The sequence below is a fragment of the Brumimicrobium oceani genome (genome assembly GCF_003143775.1).
Lineage (GTDB): Bacteria > Bacteroidota > Bacteroidia > Flavobacteriales_D > Crocinitomicaceae > Brumimicrobium > Brumimicrobium oceani.
Window position 1 is genome coordinate 123,691 of the sequence record NZ_QFRJ01000009.1, and the last position, 19,706, is coordinate 143,396.

The 19,706-nt window shown below is 36.9% G+C and carries 15 protein-coding genes; 8 read left to right on the plus strand and 7 right to left on the minus strand.

The features are described from left to right. Positions 1-366 precede the first annotated feature (366 nt). The 3 genes from DIT68_RS11730 to DIT68_RS11740 all read left to right on the plus strand — a co-directional run bounded on the left by DIT68_RS11730 (position 367) and on the right by DIT68_RS11740 (position 3,936). Positions 367-975, plus strand: coding sequence for a nucleoside deaminase (locus DIT68_RS11730; protein ID WP_109359997.1), 609 nt, complete (start codon positions 367-369; stop codon positions 973-975). 599 nt (positions 976-1,574) lie between these two features. After that, on the plus strand, positions 1,575-2,765 hold the full coding sequence (locus tag DIT68_RS11735) for a CynX/NimT family MFS transporter (protein ID WP_109359998.1): 1,191 nt from the start codon (positions 1,575-1,577) through the stop codon (positions 2,763-2,765). Between the two features lie 532 nt (positions 2,766-3,297). Then, positions 3,298-3,936 carry a porin family protein gene (locus DIT68_RS11740; protein ID WP_158276178.1) on the plus strand — a complete coding sequence of 213 codons (639 nt, stop codon included), beginning with the start codon at positions 3,298-3,300 and terminating at the stop codon, positions 3,934-3,936. Between the two features lie 515 nt (positions 3,937-4,451). Here DIT68_RS11740 and DIT68_RS11745 read toward each other — a convergent pair. The 3 genes from DIT68_RS11745 to DIT68_RS11755 all read right to left on the minus strand — a co-directional run bounded on the left by DIT68_RS11745 (position 4,452) and on the right by DIT68_RS11755 (position 8,882). Continuing rightward, positions 4,452-5,450: a metal-dependent hydrolase gene (locus DIT68_RS11745; protein ID WP_109360000.1), complete on the minus strand. Its 999-nt coding sequence runs from the start codon at positions 5,448-5,450 to the stop codon at positions 4,452-4,454. Positions 5,451-5,532: 82 nt separating this feature from the next. Next, on the minus strand, positions 5,533-7,941 hold the full coding sequence (locus DIT68_RS11750; RefSeq protein WP_109360001.1) for a TonB-dependent receptor: 2,409 nt from the start codon (positions 7,939-7,941) through the stop codon (positions 5,533-5,535). Between the two features lie 26 nt (positions 7,942-7,967). Beyond that, positions 7,968-8,882, minus strand: a complete 915-nt coding sequence (locus tag DIT68_RS11755) for a T9SS type A sorting domain-containing protein (RefSeq protein WP_109360002.1) — start codon at positions 8,880-8,882, stop codon at positions 7,968-7,970. Between the two features lie 774 nt (positions 8,883-9,656). On the opposite strand from DIT68_RS11755, the gene DIT68_RS11760 reads away from it, so the two are divergent. The 3 genes from DIT68_RS11760 (at position 9,657) to DIT68_RS11770 (ending at position 12,147) form a co-directional block, all read left to right on the plus strand. Then, positions 9,657-10,124 (plus strand): DUF4168 domain-containing protein, encoded by a 468-nt coding sequence (locus DIT68_RS11760; RefSeq protein WP_109360003.1) that lies wholly within the window; start codon positions 9,657-9,659, stop codon positions 10,122-10,124. A gap of 120 nt (positions 10,125-10,244) precedes the next feature. After that, the gene (locus DIT68_RS11765) at positions 10,245-10,769 is read left to right on the plus strand and encodes a 3-hydroxyanthranilate 3,4-dioxygenase (RefSeq protein ID WP_109360004.1); all 525 of its coding nucleotides are present in this window, start codon (positions 10,245-10,247) and stop codon (positions 10,767-10,769) included. 22 nt (positions 10,770-10,791) lie between these two features. Further along, positions 10,792-12,147: a hypothetical protein gene (locus DIT68_RS11770; RefSeq protein ID WP_146194205.1), complete on the plus strand. Its 1,356-nt coding sequence runs from the start codon at positions 10,792-10,794 to the stop codon at positions 12,145-12,147. Here DIT68_RS11770 and porG read toward each other — a convergent pair. The 3 genes from porG to DIT68_RS11790 all read right to left on the minus strand — a co-directional run bounded on the left by porG (position 12,138) and on the right by DIT68_RS11790 (position 15,308). After that, entirely contained in the window at positions 12,138-12,974 is an 837-nt protein-coding gene (gene porG / locus DIT68_RS11775) for a type IX secretion system protein PorG (RefSeq protein WP_109360006.1), read from the minus strand. The genes DIT68_RS11770 and porG overlap by 10 nt on opposite strands. 786 nt (positions 12,975-13,760) lie before the next feature. Then, positions 13,761-14,642, minus strand: a complete 882-nt coding sequence (locus DIT68_RS11785) for an NAD kinase (protein ID WP_109360008.1) — start codon at positions 14,640-14,642, stop codon at positions 13,761-13,763. A gap of 3 nt (positions 14,643-14,645) precedes the next feature. Then, positions 14,646-15,308 carry a CBS domain-containing protein gene (locus tag DIT68_RS11790; protein WP_109360009.1) on the minus strand — a complete coding sequence of 221 codons (663 nt, stop codon included), beginning with the start codon at positions 15,306-15,308 and terminating at the stop codon, positions 14,646-14,648. A gap of 66 nt (positions 15,309-15,374) precedes the next feature. Here DIT68_RS11790 and DIT68_RS11795 point away from each other — a divergent pair, with 66 nt between their 5' ends. Next, a complete protein-coding gene (locus DIT68_RS11795; RefSeq protein WP_109360010.1) occupies positions 15,375-16,088 on the plus strand; it encodes a pyridoxine 5'-phosphate synthase in 714 nt (237 codons plus the stop codon). 103 nt (positions 16,089-16,191) lie between these two features. Beyond that, entirely contained in the window at positions 16,192-16,953 is a 762-nt protein-coding gene (locus DIT68_RS11800) for an alpha/beta fold hydrolase (RefSeq protein WP_109360011.1), read from the plus strand. Positions 16,954-17,326: 373 nt separating this feature from the next. On the opposite strand, the gene DIT68_RS11805 is transcribed toward DIT68_RS11800, so the two are convergent. Beyond that, positions 17,327-19,453, minus strand: coding sequence for an OmpA family protein (locus DIT68_RS11805; RefSeq protein WP_146194206.1), 2,127 nt, complete (start codon positions 19,451-19,453; stop codon positions 17,327-17,329). Positions 19,454-19,706 lie beyond the last annotated feature (253 nt).

The following is a 19,706-nucleotide window of genomic DNA, read 5'->3' on the forward strand; positions in this document are numbered from 1 at the left end:
GATACTTTACCAGTAAATTTAGAATTAAACTTAAATCCTCCATAAAACCTGCGTTTTATGAAATATGGTATATTATTAATTTCAAGATATGACAATATTTAGGATTCATGACGCAAGCAATCCGTGTTTATCCGAATTCGCCTGAGGTGAAAATCCGTGTTTATCCGCGTTGCTTGCAGTTCTGCTGAGCTTGCCGCTGCATCCGTGTCATCCGCGTTCCATTACAGCGCAAACCATTTGCTAGGGAATAGAGCTTAAATGATTTCACTACTGGCAAAGATCCCGACAGGTATTAAATATTATTTCTATCTTAGAAAAAACAGGAGCATAACAGCACCAAAACAGAAACACAAAATTTAAAAGAAGATGAAATTATTTTATGCTACATTGGTTTTCATTTTTGTTAACGGAATTGCTTTCGGGCAAAGTGAAAACGAGAGACAACAGAACAAGAATCACAAACAAAAAGCTATGTCAGAAAACAATACAGAAACGGTATTTACAGAAACAGACATCAAATTTTTAAGACATTGTTTAGTCTTGGCAGAAGAAGCTTTGCAAGCGGGCGACCAGGCTTTTGGATCTATACTTGTCAATGCGGATAATGAAATTATTGCTGAGGCCAGAAACAGAATCAATGAAAAGAATGTATTCGCTCATCCAGAAATTGAGCTTGCAGAATGGGCTTTAGAAAACTTAACTTTAGAAGAACGAAGAGAAAGCATAATGTACACCACTGGCGAACATTGTCCGATGTGTGCCGGGGCTCACGCTTGGTCACAAATAGGTGGTTTGTATTATTTAAGTTCTGCAAAACAACTGCAACAATGGTTAAATGAGTTTGGAGTTGATGAAGCACCAATAGTTTTTATTCCAGCGGAAGAAATCTTAAAAAATGTAACAATTAAAGGTCCAGCAGAAGGAGCATTATTAGAAGAAATAAAGCAAAAACACAAGCGTTATTTTACAGAGTAAAACTGATAAAGAAGAAATAGATATCTCATGAATTAGCAAAACTTGTAAAAATGCGAGTTTTGCTAATTGATATTTTAGCACCTTTAATTTTATTGTCCTCAAATTTGTCAGGCACTGATGGCCATATCTGAAATCATGTTTAGAATACGATAATCATAAAAAAATTAAAGTTTAGAGACAAAACTCATAAAACACACCAATCAAAACTTAAAATTGTCAAGTATTATGTTTCATTTACTTGACAATTTAATTAAATATCGTACATTTTCCTTAAATGACAGTCACTCAAAAAATACAAACCAAAATTAGCACGATAAAAGAAGGCAGCACTTTTAAATACCAGAAATCTCCTTGATAACCAAACAATTAAAGAGTCAACACAAAAGCCATCGAGGGATTTATAAAAAGAAAATTAAAAGAGTTTCTTCTGGTATTTTTCAAAAACCTAAACAAACTATTTTTAGAGAACTAAATCTCATCAACTCCAATCTATCCAAACAAAAACCCACCCCCCAATCCACAACAACCCCCCAAACTTCCACCCACAAACCCTCACTCCCTGAAAACAAAACCCTACTTTTACCATCTTTAACTAAAGGATGGAAAAACTCGACGAAAACGGATTAAATAAAGCATCGCGCACCCTATTATTGATAGGTGTATTATTCGTGGCTATAAATCTAAGACCAGCACTTTCAGGAATTGGGCCTTTAATAGAATTTATCCAACAAGATATTGCCATTTCAGAAACCTTGTTGGGACTTCTAACCACACTCCCTTTGTTGGCTTTTGGAGTTATTTCAACCATTACTCCTTTATTTACCAAGCGTTTTGGTATTGGAAATACTTTAACTGGCGCATTAATTTTGTTGACTTCGGGAATCTTAATTCGTTCTATTGGTGGTATTTTCTCTTTGTATTTAGGAACGATTCTATTGGGAATAGCGATTGCTTTTGGAAACGTACTTATTCCTGCTTTAATCAAGAGAAATTTTCCGCATAAAGCCGGAATTGTCACAAGTCTGTATTCTGGAATTATGTCCTTTGGCGCTGCAATTGCCGCTGGACTAAGTGTTCCTTTAGTTGTAGAATTAAATTTAGGTTGGAGAGGATCCTTGGCCATTTGGGCAGTCTTGGCAATTATCGCATTAATCATCTGGATTCCAAACATCAAACGCATCAATAGAACTCCACCAAGACGAAGCTTTAAGGAAGCCATGAAAAAACTAAGTGGTTCATTATTGGTTTGGAAATTGGCGCTTTACATGGGCTTACAATCTTTGGCTTTTTATGTTGTTTTGGCGTGGCTGCCCGCAATTCTTATCGACCGTGGAATTGATGCTTCCTATGCGGGTTGGATGTTGTCATTATCACAAGCCACAGGAATTATTGGAGCAATTTTGATTCCCATTTGGGCGGGCGCTAGAAAAGACCAAAGATTAGTTATTGTCTCTTTAATCATCGTTGAAGTTCTGGCCTTGATTGCATTAATGATTCCTCAATTGGGCTTAATGGAATTGTGGGTGGGAATCATTGGATTGGTGCTTGGAGGGTCTTTTGGATTGGCACTTTTACTTATCGTTCTGCGCTCTAGCGATGCCGAAACCGCAACAGAACTCTCTGGAATTGTACAATCCATAGGCTATTTCATTGCAGCAACAGGACCCTTTTTAGCAGGTTTAATCTTCGATTTAACTGAAGTATGGAATTATTCCTTGCTTCTTTTAATTCTCGTCGCAGTTCTCAAACTAATTATGGGTGTAGGCGTTGGAAAAGACCAAAAAGTCTAGTTCTTTGCAAGAAAACTTCAAATACTGCGTTATGCTTGTTTTAAATTGTAGTCATTTATAAAAATAAACTCGTGACAATTTAAAACTTCACATGCCTTGTCTTTAAAGCTTTCTTATCAAAGACCTAATAATGAAAAATTTTCTAACCGAGGAAGAACGACAGAATTTCCGCGACTTCCTTCCTAACTATGATTTTTCCCTCCATGGCTCTCCCGAGTAAATTGCGTGACTGAAGTCTGTGAAATAACACCAAGTGCCACAGGCGCTCCCTACTCAACTCTCATCTTCCTCTTCCCCTTCTCTGCGAATCTCTGCGTCATTCTCCCAAAACTCTTCATTTTTCTCCCTTCATCTCTGTGAAACCCCCCCATTTATCTCCATGAAAAAACCAAGTACCGAAGGCGCTCTCCGCATACCTCTGCCCCTTTGCGTAATCCTCCCCCCTCTCCCTTCTTCAACTCTCCCCTCTTCTCTGCGAAACTCTGCACCTCTGCGAAACTTTGCGTCACCTTTTTTTCCTTATCTTCCCCCCATGTTTAAAAATCTTACATTCATTTTTCTCGTGAGCTGCACATTTCTCACTCCAAATCTATACTCTCAGAAATTCTCCTTGGGAATATTCGGGGGAGTAACTTCTAGTCAGATTAGTGGCGATGGGATTCATGGTTTTGCGCAGTTTGGAGCAATCGCTGGGGCAGATGTAGCCTACAGAATTAATGCAAATTGGTCTGCTTCTTTGGGGTTACAATTTAATCAAAAAGGAGCGAGAAATTATCAATCAAAAACTGTTGCTAGTGCCTATAGACTAAGGGTAAATTATGCAGAAGCGCCTGTAATGTTCCATTATCATCTTAATAAATTTCAATTTGGCGCTGGACTTTATCTGGGGGCGAAAATTAATCAAAAGGAAAGAAATAGCTTTGGTCCTTTAGATCCAACAAGAGAATTTAAAGCTCTGGATTTAGGTATGCAACTGGGAATTAATTATGAAATAAGGGAAGATTGGCAAGTGGAATTGCGTTTTCAGAATTCTATTGTTCCTGTGAGGAATCATTCAGCTGATCAGCTTTATCCGCCTGCGCTGTTTGTTTTGGGTGAATGGCATCAGAGGTATTTGAATAAAGGACAGTTTTTTACTGGTTTGAGTTTGGTGATGAGCAGAAGATTTTGAAAATAATTTCACCTGTGGTGTGAATTTCTCCCACTGATTTCCGCAGATCTTTTTGGTGGGCGCTTCGCTTGTTTTTCTCCCGCAGAATTTCGCAGATTTCGCAGATCTGTTTGCTTAGGGTTGTTCTGAAGGTTTCCCCGCAGATTTCACAGATTTTTTTTACAAAAATGGTTTGATGATGCGGTACACAATAGAAAATAAAGAGTGAGAATGAAATAGAGTAAGTGAGACACGACAGCTAATTCTTAATCAAGCAGTTTTCATCAAAGCATAAATCAAGCCTACTGCATAAAGCCTATAGCCCGCAGCTAAGATGTTTGGTGGCCGCTTTGCTTGTTTTTTCCCCACAGATTTCACAGATTTTTTTTACAAAAATGGTTTGGTGATGCGGTACACAATAGGAAATGAAGAGTGAGAATGAAATAGAGTAAGTGAATCACGACAGCTAATTCTTAATCAAGCAGTTTTCATCAGAACATAAATCAAGCCTATTGCATAAAACCTATAGCCAACAGCTAAACACCTTTCACTCTTTCCCAAAGTTCTCCAATCAATTTCTTTCCGTCGGCTACATCCTTTTCCGTTTCTTCTAAAGTGATCGTTCCATCGTTATTTTCTATGATTTTATATTGAAAAACGAAATTTGTGGCGTCTCCTTTTGTACTCAGCAAACCGAATCTTAAATCATTGTAAAATAAATCTCCGTCTTTTTCAGTTACGGTGAACCATCCATGAGAAATACGGATCATGCGTTGCATTTTTTCATTGTCAACCAAATGGTCTATCAACTCATGATTTTTTGGATAACTAGAAAATTGGATATCACTTTTGTCGAAGAAAGAATAACTTCCTATTAAAAAATCATCTTCTCTTTTGATATTTGCGGTCCAAAGGATTGTATTTAAAGGTGCTGGCTTGGTGTCAATTTCTTGATAAGTGATATTTTGCTGTTCCAAAGCCTCTTTAAATTGATAAAAAGAAACTCCTTTCAGCAAGAATGTCAAGGCCAAATAACTAGAACTAATGAGCAATCCTAACCTATTGTAGCTCTGGCGTTTTGGTGAGTCTTTCTTTTGAAACATTGCCATAATCAGAAATGTTAAGAAAGGCAATGTATATAGAGGATCGATAACAAAAATGGTTTTAAATGCCAAGCGAATATCTAAAGGCCAGAAAAGTTGTGTTCCCCAAGTGGTGTGCGAATCTAAAATGGGATGAGTAAACAAAGCCCAAAAGAACAACATGGACCAGCCTTTAACCGATTTATAGGAATCTATTTTGGAGACGAGCCAACCAAAAATTGGAGCAAAAATGACGGAAAAAAGTATGGAATGCGTAAAGCCTCTGTGAATTTCCAAAGCCCTTACCGTATCTACAAAAAAGGAGGAAATCACATCTAAATCGGGAATTGTACCCGCTATCGCACCATAAAACATGGCTCTATTTCCCACTTTCTTACCTAAAATCGCTTCTCCAACGGCAGCACCTAATACAATCTGGGTTAAGGAATCCATACTTTCTAACGCTTATAAAATGAAAAATAATTTGGCAAAACTAAGAATTAAAACAAGCCCTAAGGTATTTAGTTTAAATTGACTATAATTTTAAGGTGTATTGTAACATCAATGTTCTTGGTGCTTCAATTTTTAATGGTCTCAACGAATAACTATTGTTCAATAAATTACTGCAAATTAAGGCAATCTTGTGCTTTTTATTCATGGCATAACTCACCCTTGCATCAACAATCAAAACTCCGCTATTATTGGTTTCGTAATAATCCATATAACGAATGTTCTGAATTGTACCTACAGCTTCTGTAAGCTCTTCGAACTCTTCAATTACACCATCCATATTTTCCATTTTACTGAAATATTTTAAGGATGCGCCAATAGAGAGTTTTTCGTTATAGGTCCATGAAACATCTGATTTTATACTGTGCAAAAATCTATACTTCAGTATTTGACGACTAGAATCTAAAGACGTATTGTTGTAAGTATACTCTTTCGGGTTTACGGGATGTTCGTCAATGGCATAAACGTCATCTGAATTCAATGTGCGCGGAAGAACATAGTTATAACCCAACATAAACACAATTTCGTTCTTTTTATTCGGCTTTGCAATTCCAGAGAATGAAGCGTCAATGCCCAACACTCGGGATTTTCCTGTGTTTAGAAATTTGAATCCTGCACCTGTTGGACTTGATATGTCCCAAAACCCAAACAAATATTCTATGGTATTGTCATATTCCTGCCAAAATCCTGCAACATCAATATACCCATAAATCTTCCCAATTTTAACTCCTTGTTTTATTCCCACTTCGCTATTGGTAGAAGTTTCTGGTTTTAGATCAGGATTGGCAAAAACTCCAAAATTCCCCACTCCTGTTTGAATAAATCGTTCCGTAATTGTAGGAAAACGATAGCCTTGACCATAAGACATTCGTAGGTAAGTTTCTTGGTGTAGTTTTATATTTCCGCCCGCTCTAAAAACGGGTTGAATTGCGGTTTCATTGCTATTTAATTCAAAATATTCTAATCTTCCTCCAACAGATAAATTAACAATTTCCCACATCTTTTTCTCTACTTGAGCATATCCCGAAACATTCAGCAGGGTGTTTTCTGGAGTTCCAGAACCGGCATACATTTCAGCGTAAGAATCGGTGTAAGTTGAGCTAAGTCCACCAATAAACTCAATTCCCGCTAGTTTTCGGTAAGAACGTTGAAATTGATAATCGATATAATATAATTCAGATTGATTGCTTTGACCTGCGGTGATGTCATTATCGGTGTACAAAAATCTTGCTCTCAATTGGTGTTTTGTACCCGATTCTAAATTCAAATCAACATAAGGATCCAAATTAAAAATAGTTTGCTTTTGCAAGAAAGTTGCTCCGGGATAGCCTTGATAAAGTCCTGAAGTGTCATTCAACCATGCAAAAGTCATTGGCGATTCGCTTAGCATTCCGTTTCCATTTAATCCGTATGAAAGCCCTTTCAACTTTTTGGAACGGCGACGAATATTGAAGTTAATTCTCGCGCGTTTAGAAATCATTTGTTCGTTGGTGAAATTAGAAACGGTATCAGGAAAAGACTGCGCAATATATGGATCTAATCGTGGTGCTCCAATATAGCCTTCATCATAATTCAAGTTTCCGCCAAAAGTGATGTCCCAATTCCCTAGTTTTCTAGAATGAAGAAAATTAGCACCTGAAATCAAAGAGGGGCTTTTTTCTTGCCAAATCTGGCTTGTATCATTCGGATAACTATAAAAACCAGTATATAAATTCACTTTCGTTAATGGCGTATTGGAAGGATATTTCGTTCGAATATGAATCGCTCCTGAAAGTGCAGAGCTTCCAGAAAGAACAGATCCTGCTCCTTTCACTACTTCAATTTGTTTGATGTTTTCAACGGGAACAAAACCCCATTCTGGACGTCCAGCATCACCCGAAAGCAGAGGCATATCATCAACAATAACTGCCACTTTGCTTCCTACTCCAAATGTAAATCCGCTTCCCCCACGAATTTGTGGTTCACCATCCATGATATTTAATCCAGGCGTTTGATCCAAAATAGTTTCGACGCTTCGGGTATTTTTGCTTTCTATAATTTCTGGCTTTATAATTTCCAAGGAAACTGTAATGTCCTCTGGTCGCTTATCAAACTTCCCTACACGAACCTCAACCTCGTCGAATTCTGTGACATTTCCATAACTTTTCAGTGTAATATTGTATTCAATAAATTGATTTTCTAAAATTGTTACCGTAAAGGTATCAGTGATCCTATTTGTAAAGCGACAAATAATTTTGTTGTTGCCTACAGGAAGTCTCAACTTATAATTTCCTTCCACATCTGTTGAAGCGCCAAGTGTAATATCTCCACGGTAAATGACAGATGCGCCAATAAGCGGCTGACCTTTTTCATCTACAACCTTACCAATTACAGTACCTTCTTGACTATAGCTAAGGAAAGAAAGAAAACAAGTTAAAATGAGCGCAAACCTCATGAGAAAATCTTTGAGTTAACAATCAATTATTGTAGAATGTACAGTTTTTTGGTAAAAATTTCACGCTCATTTTGAATCATAATGAAGTAAATTCCTGAATCGTGATTAAAGGGTATTTTAGTTTTTGCCTTCCCGGATTGAATCACTTTTCCAGAAAGATCGGCCACTTGATAACTCACATTTTCTTGATTCTCTAATGTAAAGTATAAAAATCCATTCGATCCATTCACCGCAATCTCTGTCGCAGCAAAGTCATCAACTTCAAGGGAGTTATAAATTAACTCTAAATCGTCGATAATTAACTTTGTTCCTTCTTTTGAAATTGTGCTATCCCCAGCTGCAATTGTAGTTAAAATATACGCTGGATTCATTGCACTTTTATAGTTGAAAGCCTTTGAGAAGCGCGTCCATTCTGTTTGAGGTGTTACAAAATCAACCCTTAGATTTGCTATTTCATTGTTTATTGTTGCGTTATTCCTAGGCAGTCTTCCTTCAGTACCCGAATGTAAGATAATTTCAATTTTTCCCTTATCGCCGCTCATAGGTGCGTATTTATACCATCCCACTAAACTATCAGGTCTACCAGAAAATTCGGTATGCCATTTTGGATTTCCAGCATCTGTAAAAACATATCCATTACTTGGAGTATAATCTGCATGCACCCTTCCATTGGTAATAATTCCGTTTGCAGAAATACCGATCAGTGTTTTTACTTCTAATTCTATGGCATAGTTTCCTGTTCTTCCTGCCACCCTATGTAAAACCTCTGGAGCTATTGCTGCCAAGGCATCAGCTGTTTTTATTGAACTCCAATTAGTAGGTTCTGCAATTGCAGAACCTTCATCATCCCAGTTTTCAAAGCCAGAATTTTGCATTTGCTGCTGGGCAGAAAGGGTGTGCACAAATAAAATTAGCGGAATAAAGAATAAAGGATTTTTCATAATCTTTTGTAATGATTGAAATACAAAAATACATTTTATTCGTTTGAGAAAATCTAAAACAAAAAAAGACTCAAAAAAAACTGAACCACATCGCTTGAATGCTTGATTAAAGTCTTTCTTGAGTCAACTCTGCAAGAGAAAGTTTGCCTGTTAAAATTGAACCCCTTCAATAAAAACCCAAACAAACTATTCAAAAGACGAATAGAAAAGCGAAGGGGTTGTGTCTTTTTGAAAAAAAAAGTGGTTACCCGCTATCATACCAGTTCTTTATTATAGAAATAACTAGCTATAAATTATGACTTTGAAGCCAAATTAATATTTAACGATAATCAAAAAGAGATTCCTCAGTCGTTTAACTCCTTAGGAATGACAGGTGTTATGTATTATTGATTGGGGAAAGTTGCTGAAGCTTTGCTTCAGCAACTTTCCCCACTAAACAACCTATCGATTGTCATTCCGAAAATACCGAGTATTGAGGAATCTCTTTTGTTGATTAGAAAATCTTCAATAAGTCATATTAAACTAATCTCAAAGGTTTAAATTGAAATTAGTGGTCACTTTAAGTGGAATCACTAAAAAAATGAAAATTTTAAAATTTCGCATATACAATTGACTACAGGTTTACCTATTAAAAAGCAAGCATAACTGATTTCAGAGGACGGAGTAAAATCAAGGACAAAACCATAAAACCATAAATTAACAGAACTTAGCATCTCCTATTTTTCATTCCATCTTATAAGCAATAGTTTTGAGGATAAATTTAAACAGTTAACTATGAAAATAACAACAATTCTATTGGCAAGTGCATTATCATTTGGAACCGCAGTAATTGGTCAGCAAGAAATGATTCCAGCACCAGTTCAAGAGCAAAACAAAGAAGTCACGGATCAAGAGTTAGAGAAGTTCGCTCTAATCTATCAAGATGTTCAAATAGAGAGTCAGGAAATGCAAAAAGAAGCCATTGCTATTATCCAAACAGAAGGAATGGAACTTGAGCGATTCAACGAAATTTCTCAAGCCCAGGCCGATCCAAACAATACGAGCGAAGCCAGTGAAGAGGAAAAAGCACAAATAACAAAAATCAATACACAGATGCGAGAAATCCAAAGCTCATTCCAATCTAAAATTGCGGAAATAGTGCGAGAAAAAGGAATGACAGTTCAACGCTATCAAGAAGTTTATACGGCTGTTCAACAGGATACAGAACTACAACAAAAGTTTGGTGCGTTAATTCAAGGATAAAAACTATTTTATTATAAAATACTGATAAACAGAGGTGAATTGAATTTTACCCCTGTTTTTTTTATCTAATCGGTGGGTGTTCCCGTCAGGAATAACTATATTTAATCAAAATTATAAATTATGAAAGCGCCGTTTAACTTATTCAAGTGGATTGAAGACAATAGAGATTTATTAAAACCACCTGTTGGAAATAAAAATCTTTACGTTGAAGCTGGAGATTTTATTGTTATGATTGTTGGTGGACCAAACTCAAGAAAAGATTATCATTACAATGAATCTGAAGAACTGTTCCTCCAAATTGAAGGTGACATTACAGTTCGAATTCAAGAACAAGGAAAAGCGAAGGACATTCAAATTCGTGAAGGCGAATTATTTTTACTTCCCGCAAGAACTCCCCACTCTCCAATTCGAGGTGAAAACACCGTTGGTTTGGTGATTGAAAGAGTGCGCAAAGGAACCAATCTTATTGATGGCTTGATGTGGTTTTGTGAATCCTGTAATCACCCACTAAAAACTTATAAATTCAAATTAGAAAATATCGAGAAAGATTTCCTTCCACGATTTAAAGAGTTTTACGGCTCAAAAGAAAATAGAACTTGCGATAATTGCGGCAAAGTGATGGAAACGGACGAACGTTTTATATAATTGAAGCTTAAAACATCTGACTTTGAAAATTGAGCTGATTAGTGTTTTCGATCTTATGGTTGGTTTTGGATGGCTTATCATTCTCATGATTTTCTTTTGGATTGTGCGCCTAATCAATGTAGAAAAACCACATTTTAAGCTTTTCTATCCCGCTATGCTTTTCAAACTGGGCTTTGGGTTGTTATTTGCACTTACTTATACTTTGGTATTAAAAGGAGGTGACACAACGGCCTATTGGGAGGGAGCAGTAAAACTAAACCATTTGTTTTGGGATAGCCCGGAGGCATATTTCAGAGAAATGATTCAAATTCCTTCCTCAGAAACTATTCGTAATTATTTTAATCAACGTACTGGTTATCCTCCCTCCTGGATTTATAGAGAACCGGAAAGCTTTTTCGTGAGTAAAATTGTGTCTTTGTTTACTTTTGTGACCTTTAATAGCTATTTAGCGATGTCCCTATTGAGCGCTGCAATTGTAGGGTTCACTTCTTGGAAACTATATGAATTAGTTAAAGACTTTACATTTTGTAAGCATTGGATTCTCGCGGGGGCAACACTTTTTATTCCAACTGTTGCTTTCTGGTCTTCGGGAGTTTCAAAAGACACTTTTGTATTGGCCGCATTTCAAACGATAGTTTACATTGTATTTTCATTGCTCTTAAAAAAGAAGCAATTCAATCTGAAGTACTTTTTATTGCTTTTCATCTCCATCTTCTTTCTCTATAAAATGCGTGACTTTATGCTAATTGCAATTGCTGTCCCTTTAGCCACTGTAATGATGTCTCGTATAATCAAAAACATGAAGAGCAACCCATTAGTGCTTTGGACTTTTCGAATACTATTTACAACTGCGGCAATTGGACTCACCCTAATTTATTTGCAAACACTAGGAAATCAGTTAGCGGAAAATGCCTACTTAGAGGAATTAGCTGTTGTGCAGCAAGATTTTGCTCAAAACAAATTATATACGGGACCAAAATACGACTTGGGAATAACAGATTATTCGCCTATTGGTATTTTAGGGGCGGTTCCAATCTCCATTTTCACGGCTTTTTATCGTCCATTTTTATGGGAAGCTAGCAGCGCATTTCTTTTACTCAGTGCCTTAGAAGGTATCTTTATGATGGCCTTAACTTATGGCTTCTTTTTTAGATCTGGTAGAATTAAAAAACACTTTCAATTTATTAAAAGCAAGGAGTTTTTAATATTTGCGCTTCTATTTTCTTTAATACTGGGATTTTTTGCTGGGTTTACCTCTGGGCTATTCAATGTACTGATTAGATTTAAAGCGCCTTTTATGTCGCTTATTGTTATCTTTTTAGCATCACGACAACCAAAAATAATTAAACAAAGTGTTGGTGGAGATACTCAGCGGTAAAAGCAAATATCCGGATTTCCAAGTGAAAAGGTAAACATAATTCCGAACATAGAATACCAATCTTTGGTTTCCGCGTTTCCTCTACTGCCTGTCATTTTAATTTCAGAAGGCGATCTATCAGCTAAGCTTGCAGCAATATTTCCATTTTGTTGAGCCAATTCAGCTGCATTCAAAAACTCCCCTTTTCCCACATCATCTAAATAGTCTGTGAAAGTTTTACGCAATCCATATTCTAAAGAAACGGCTGCTCTTTTTCCTAAATTAATCTTGAATCCAATTCCGAATGGAATAGCCAATTGCACTAAGGGATAAGCGTTTTGGCTTGTCAACTCACTGTTTTGCCCTTCTGTTCCTATGGTTTGCAAGCTCACCAATTCACCGTTATAATCTGTTTTGGGATCCATTTTAAATACTCCCATATCTATAAACATATAGGGAGTGAAAAAATAATCTTTATTTCCCATTTTATAATTGAGATAATTAAACTCAAGTCCTCCAGCCACTTCGAAAATAGACGATTCAAAAGAAAGGTTTCGTGCAATTTGATCTGCATATCCTGATTCCGAATCATAAGCTTCTACCTTTCCATAGCGAACAGTTCCTCTTAACTCTATCCTGGAATTGACATGAAAGCGATAGATCATCCCAAATGATAAATTGGTGTTATTAAAATGCTTGTATTTGTTTAAATCTCCAATGTAGTAGCTCCCTCCCCCCATAAAACCAAGAGAAGAACGCGATTTGAAATTTTCTAACTGCCCGTGAGTTGATCCGATGATTGAAAAAACCACTGCTAAAGTCAATACTATTTTAAAAATGAATTTCATTGGGAACAATCAAACGACAAAAATAGATAATTATTGTTGAAAGTCCCTCAATTATTGAAACAGAAGCTCAACTCCATTTTCCTTTTCATTCTTCTCGGCAATACTTCCTCAAGAAATTTCCCTCCGAATTCGGTGCCTTCGACAAGCTCAGTCACCGAAGAGTATCCCGATGACCGAGCCTGTAGAAGCCATTGAAGAAACAAAGGAAAAACCTCAAATTTGGCAAGCTCCGTGCAGCTCTACACCGGCAGACTCAGCACAGGTGTGAAAACCCTCGTTTACCTCTATATAAAAACTAATACTAAGGCGATCTTTGCGTATCCCTGACGTCACTCTGAGAAATTCGTAATTGATAATTCGTAATTACTTCACAACCTCTTTTTTCTCTTTGTCCCTCAGAATTCGGCAATACTTCCTCAAGAAATTTCCCTCCGAATTCGGTGCCTTCGACAAGCTCAGTCACCGAAGAGTATCCCGATGACCGAGCCTGTAGAAGCCATTGAAGAGACAAATGAAAAATCTCAAATTCGGCAAGCTCCGTGCAGCTCTACATCGGCAGGCTCAGCACAGGTGTGAAAACCCTCGTTTACCTCTGTATAAAAACTAATACTAAGGCGATCTTTGCGTATCCCTGACGTCACTCTGATGTAAATTTCTTTTTCAACTCGTTGGAAATAGAAATTTGCGAGGAATCTTGTCAGTTAACCGCTTATTCACATTATTGCGGTATTAGGTATATTTATCGGTAAAGTTACGGGTAGACATTACAGAAAAATTAAAATCAAACTACTCATTTCTTTGATCAATTCCCCACATCATTTTCTCTCGAATGGTTTTAAAGAAACCGTTTTCACTAAATTTCACCACATTAATCATGAAATCTGCTTTTCGCAACTCTATTTCTGTACCTGTTTTTACTGGCTTTGAATGCGAGTCTAAAGTCAGTAGGAAATTCCTGTCTCTCCCAATCGCTTTTAAAGTAATGGGAATATGGTCTGGTACAATCACAGGACGCACATTTAAGTTATGCGCAGCAATTGGAGTTAAAAAATGAACGCCACAACTCGGATAAATAATTGGCCCTCCACAACTCAAACTATAGGCTGTAGATCCTGTAGGCGTTCCAACGAGTAATCCATCGGCCCAGTAAGAATTCAAATATTCTCCTCCTAAATAGGCTTCCACAGTTATCATTGAAGCGGTGTCTTTTTTGTGTACCGCAAGTTCATTAAGTGCTAAATTTCTATCTCCAAAAATATTTTCTTGGGTTTCTACATTAATCAAACTTCTCTTTTGGAAAGTGTAATCTTTCTTTTGAATTCTATCGATCGTTCTTTCAAAATCTGCCGTATTTGTATCTGCCAGAAACCCTAAACGCCCCGTATTTATCCCCAAAATTGGCACACCGCTATTTCTCACGTAGCTCACGCATTTCAAGAACGTACCGTCTCCTCCAATACTGATTGCCATATCGATCCCAGAAATAAAATCGGTGTGGCTGTTGAATATTTGGTAGCCTTCCTTTAGTCCAATTTGCTGTTTTAGCTGCTTATAAAAATCTTCCTCAATAATAGGATTCCAATTCAAATCTTCCATTTGCTTAAAAATCCTATTAAAAAATAGAACTTCGTGCTTCATTATTTTACGAGAATATATCGCTACGTTCATTGATTAAATATTCAAATAATTCATTAATTCATCATAACGATCTTTCAAATCATCATGATAGCTATTGCGCTGAAAACTTGCCTTAACGTGATAATCATAGCGTTCCAAAGCTTTAATTACCCTCCCCAATTCCAGTTGGTTAATTTTAAGGGTTAATTCCAAATTCTTGGACATTTCGCTCGAGGTAATGAAAGAGCTTAAAATTTTTGCATTTTCGCTTTCCACAATTTGAGAAATCTGAGCTAAAGAATAGTCAGTATCGCTCATTTCTAAGACAATAATTCCACCCGCTTCCTTAATACTTCCAGTTGCTGCAATATTCTGCATTAAATTCGAAATACTAATATTTCCCAAGTAGTTCTCTTCCTCATCCAACACCGGAACCACTGTTAAATGGTCGATGGATGCCAGGTTTAATACTTCGTAAACATGGGAAGTACCTTTCACGTAAGGGCGTGGCAAATGGCTAAACAATTCTGTTAGGGTATAAGAAAGATCCGCTTTATCCAGCAAATCATCTTCTGAGACCAAGCCCACAAAACTCTCCCCTTTTAGCACAGAAAGATGATTTACTTTAAATTCATCCATCCAAAGCAAGGCCTTTTCTCCCGTATCCGTATGTTTTAACGGCGGTATTTCGTCTGTTATAAGTTCAATTCCTATCATTATAGTGACCAAAGTAGTAATTCTACGTTAATGTATATAACTTTGTTGCTAAAAAATAATTCTAGCATGGCAAAATTAAGCGTTAATGTGAATAAAATAGCAACAATTCGTAACGCCCGTGGAGGTGATGTTCCTAATGTTGTTCAAGTAGCAAAAGATTGTGAACGTTTTGGAGCTGAAGGAATAACCATTCACCCTCGCCCGGATGAAAGACATATCACAACGAAAGATGTTTACGATTTAGACAAGGTAGTAACTACGGAGTATAATATTGAGGGATATCCTGATGAACGTTTTATGAGACTCGTTGAGGAAACCAGGCCTACTCAAGCCACCTTGGTTCCTGATGGACCCGATGTTTTGACTTCGAATGCAGGTTGGGACACCGTAAAATACAAGGACATGCTTACGGAAATATGCTCACAACTGGCAGAATGGGGCGTTAGGTCAGCTATATTTGTAGATACCAACCCAAGCAACATAAATGGAGCTAAAGAAGTTGGTGTAGATCGCATAGAACTATATACTGGCCCTTATGCAGACCATTACGAAGAGGATAAAGATGCAGCCATTAAAGACTATATTTCTGCTGCAAAATTGGCCCATGATTTAGGCCTAGGAATCAATGCTGGACATGATTTAAGCTTGCTTAATTTAGCTTTTTTCAAACAGTCTATTCCCAACTTAGCGGAAGTAAGTATTGGACATGCATTAATTGCTGATGCGCTCTATTTAGGACTGGAAACAACGATTAAGAAATACTTAGAACTGCTTAAATAAATAGTCTTTTCGATTGTCTTTTAAGGCGTCTTTACAACTTTTTTCATCATAGGCTTTAAAAGGACGAAGACACGAGCAAGCATTCTTATAAAACAAAATAAAAATGGAATTACACTATAAACAATTTGGAGAAGGGAAGGCATTTATTGTATTACACGGACTTTTTGGATCGTCGGATAACTGGCAAACCCACGGAAAAAAATTAGGGGAATATTTCGATGTTTATCTCGTTGACCAAAGAAATCATGGTGAATCTGGCTGGAGCGATGAATTTAGTTATGATGTTATGGCAGAGGATTTACATGAGTTTATTCAATCTCATCACTTGGAAGAAATCATTTTAATGGGGCATTCTATGGGCGGTAAAACAGCGATGCGCTATGCCCAGAAATACCCAGAAATGATAGACAAACTCATTATAGTAGATATGGGAATCAAGGAATATCCTGTCTCTCACGACACCATAATAGAGGGCTTAAAATCTATCGACTTGTCTGTTATCCACTCTCGCAGTGGGGCATCAGAACAGCTATCAAAATACATCAACAATAAATCTATTCGTCAGTTTTTATTAAAAAACCTGTACTGGAAAGAAAAAGGTCAATTGGCTTGGTCGATAAATCTTCCCGTGTTGGAGGAAAAATACGCTGAAATAATAAAAGCGCTACCAGAAGTAGAGACTCTAATTGATACTTTATTTATTGCTGGAGGAAAATCAGACTATGTCTTAGAGGAGGATCATGATGCCATTAGAAAACTGTTTCCTTTGGCCGATTTTCACACCATTGACAGAGCGGGACACTGGATTCATGCCGAGGCACCAGAAGAATTTATTGAAGAAGTTTTAGGTTTTGCTTTGAGGTAGTTGACTTGGACTGCGCTCAGCCAAATGCAATATCGCAAGAACAATAACAACAAAGACCACTATAAAGACCACTATAAAGAAGACTACAAATACAATCATTTTTGGTTGGCTTAGCGTAGCTACAGCCACCAAAATAAAAATCCCGCACTCCAATTGGATGCGGGATTTTTAATTACATAGTGCTTGGACGGAAACACAACAAATTTAAAATTGAATCTTTTGAGTTTATTTTATCTTTTTTCTTGTCGGCTGATGCTAAGGCATCTCCTAAAGAAACAAAAATAAAATAATTCTCAAAATCTATACAATTTGTAAAAATCGTCTGTTTCCGACCAAGCACTAAATAGAATAACTATTCAAAATTTTCAAATCATTATTCTGCTGATTTATCATTGTTGGCAGAGTAATCCATTCTCATTACTTCACCTTCCGTACGACGGTTGAACTGGTGTAGTTTTTCGAATACCTCTTTGTTCGATGTTTTAAACTGGTTAATGTACTTTTCAGTCAATTCAACTGCGGTAAACTCTCCTTCTGGCTTGTTTGCATAATATTGGTCATTTTGTAAATAAACAATACGTGGAGTGCTTTCCCCTTTACCCACTGGAACCAATCTTGCTGGATCAACACCTTTTTCTTTTACCAGATAGTCGATACAAGATTGTGCTCTTCTTTTTGATAGAGAAGCATTCGCCGAAGCTGAACCACGTGCATCTGAGTGAGAAACCAATCTCAATACCATTCCAGGATATTCATCTAACAATTCGTAAACATAGTTTAATGAATCTTTAGAGTTAATTTCACCCTCTTTTACTAAAAGATCTGCACGACCTAAAGCATAACGTACCTCTGGAAGAACAATTGGTGTTTTTGGCAATAGACTCATTTCAAGAATAAAGTTTTGGTCATAAGCCAATCCTATGGTTGAGAACTCTTCCACATTGTCACTTGGGTGATAACCTTCTAAAGGCAGAACCTTAATGGAGTAATCTCTATCCTCATTGATAAAACGACTTCCATCTGGTTGTTTGTCCCAAAATATTTCACCTGAAGAATTTGTAGTTCCTTTAAATACAATTGGTTCTACTTCATCTTCACCTTCCTCTGTTTCTTCTGGAATTTCAGTTACTTCAACAATTGCTCCATCAATTCTAGATGCTCCACCTATTTCTGCAACAATTACTTTCAAGTCAAAAATATTTGGCGGTAACTCATAAGACCAAATGTCTGGCAACTCACGTGTACCTTTAGAGCCTTTTCTGTTTGAAGTAAAATATCCAAACTTCTCAGTAACCTCCGTTAAGTGATAGTCATTAGCATCAGAGTTAATTGGTGTACCCATATTTTCCGGCTTACCAAACTTCGCTGTGCCCTCTAGTTTTGGGGCTACAAATATATCCAATCCACCCAAACCTTTGTGTGCATTTGATGCGAATAACAAATCTCCATTTAGTGCGTATGTTGGGAATAACTCATCACCGTCTGTATTAATTTCTGGACCTAAGTTAACAGGTGTTGTCCAAGTGTCTTCTCTTCTTTTGTATTCAGAATACCAAAGGTCTCTTCCTCCAAATCCACCTGGCATATCAGATGCAAAAATCAACATTGAACCATCTTCGTTTGGCAATGGATGCCCTACACTGATAGAATCTTGTAATCCTAAAACTACTTTTGAAGGAACTCCAAAACCTCTACCTTTTTTCTCGGCAGACCAAATCTGGCAACCTAGGTTCTTTTTAAATTCAGAAGGACATCTTGTAAAGTATATTGTTCTAAATCTTCCATCCATAGTTATGTGACCTTCACTAAACTCTGTATTTAAGCTATCTGCCTCAAATAATTTTGGTTCTGTCCAGTTTCCTGATCTGTCCATTTCTGCTTCCCAAATATTGAAATAACCTTCCCCTGTAATAGGATCTTTTCCTGGACTCACAGCTGCTTGGCGTGTAGAAGAAAAAGCGATTGCAGTACCTCGACGGTTAGAAATAACAGGAGCCATCTCTAAACCTTCTGTATTAATTTTGAGTTCTGACTTAACGGTATAACGTGTACGGTTATCCTTCATCACTGCAGCATCTTCGAGAGAAGCCAGTGCATTTAAAGCTTGCTTATCATTCGGTACTAACTCCAAAAAGCTTTCATAGTTTGTTCTGGCTTTATCGTATTCACCTTTAATTTTGTAAGCACTTCCTAGCCTGAAATAGACATAAGGATTTTGTTTAAAATGCTTTAAATCGACAGCACGCTGATACCAGTCAATAGACTTGTCGGTATTAAAGGCTTGCGCATAAGAATATGCAGCTTTATAGGCCAATTCTGATTTTAAAGCGAGTGCTTTATCATTTTTAGGAGAAATCCGCTCATAAGCTTTAACCGCTAGCTCAGCAGCTTCATAGTATTTCCCACTTTCAAAAGCCGCATCAGCTCTGTGTACCGCAGCTGGCTGTGCAAACGCCAAAGCTGAGATGAATATTGAAATTAACAATAAATAGTTTTTCATAAAAGCAATATTTAACAAGTTATTTTTCCGAAAGAAACTAATTTAAAAAATTAAACACAAGTAATACCTCTAAATTTATGGCGTTACCTCGAATAATCTTATAAAATTAATACTTTTTAGTTATTTAATAGCCATTCTTCATAATATTTCAAAGGCCTCAACGAGAACAAGCTCACTAGCAAGCCATTAAAATCGTAAATCGATTCACAAGAAGCAAAAACGAAGCCAGAACATTCAAAGACTTCCTATTTTG

Bases quoted from the DNA above. Each gene is read 5' to 3' on its own strand.
- DIT68_RS11805 (WP_146194206.1), bottom strand. From the start codon at position 19,453: ATGAAAAACTATTTATTGTTAATTTCAATATTCATCTCAGCTTTGGCG.
- DIT68_RS11785 (WP_109360008.1), bottom strand. From the start codon at position 14,642: ATGAACGTAGCGATATATTCTCGTAAAATAATGAAGCACGAAGTTCTA.
- DIT68_RS11765 (WP_109360004.1), top strand. From the start codon at position 10,245: ATGAAAGCGCCGTTTAACTTATTCAAGTGGATTGAAGACAATAGAGAT.
- DIT68_RS11740 (WP_158276178.1), top strand. From the start codon at position 3,298: ATGTTTAAAAATCTTACATTCATTTTTCTCGTGAGCTGCACATTTCTC.
- DIT68_RS11755 (WP_109360002.1), bottom strand. From the start codon at position 8,882: ATGAAAAATCCTTTATTCTTTATTCCGCTAATTTTATTTGTGCACACC.
- DIT68_RS11730 (WP_109359997.1), top strand. From the start codon at position 367: ATGAAATTATTTTATGCTACATTGGTTTTCATTTTTGTTAACGGAATT.
- DIT68_RS11795 (WP_109360010.1), top strand. From the start codon at position 15,375: ATGGCAAAATTAAGCGTTAATGTGAATAAAATAGCAACAATTCGTAAC.
- porG (WP_109360006.1), bottom strand. From the start codon at position 12,974: ATGAAATTCATTTTTAAAATAGTATTGACTTTAGCAGTGGTTTTTTCA.
- DIT68_RS11800 (WP_109360011.1), top strand. From the start codon at position 16,192: ATGGAATTACACTATAAACAATTTGGAGAAGGGAAGGCATTTATTGTA.
- DIT68_RS11745 (WP_109360000.1), bottom strand. From the start codon at position 5,450: ATGGATTCCTTAACCCAGATTGTATTAGGTGCTGCCGTTGGAGAAGCG.
- DIT68_RS11735 (WP_109359998.1), top strand. From the start codon at position 1,575: ATGGAAAAACTCGACGAAAACGGATTAAATAAAGCATCGCGCACCCTA.
- DIT68_RS11760 (WP_109360003.1), top strand. From the start codon at position 9,657: ATGAAAATAACAACAATTCTATTGGCAAGTGCATTATCATTTGGAACC.
- DIT68_RS11790 (WP_109360009.1), bottom strand. From the start codon at position 15,308: ATGATAGGAATTGAACTTATAACAGACGAAATACCGCCGTTAAAACAT.
- DIT68_RS11750 (WP_109360001.1), bottom strand. From the start codon at position 7,941: ATGAGGTTTGCGCTCATTTTAACTTGTTTTCTTTCTTTCCTTAGCTAT.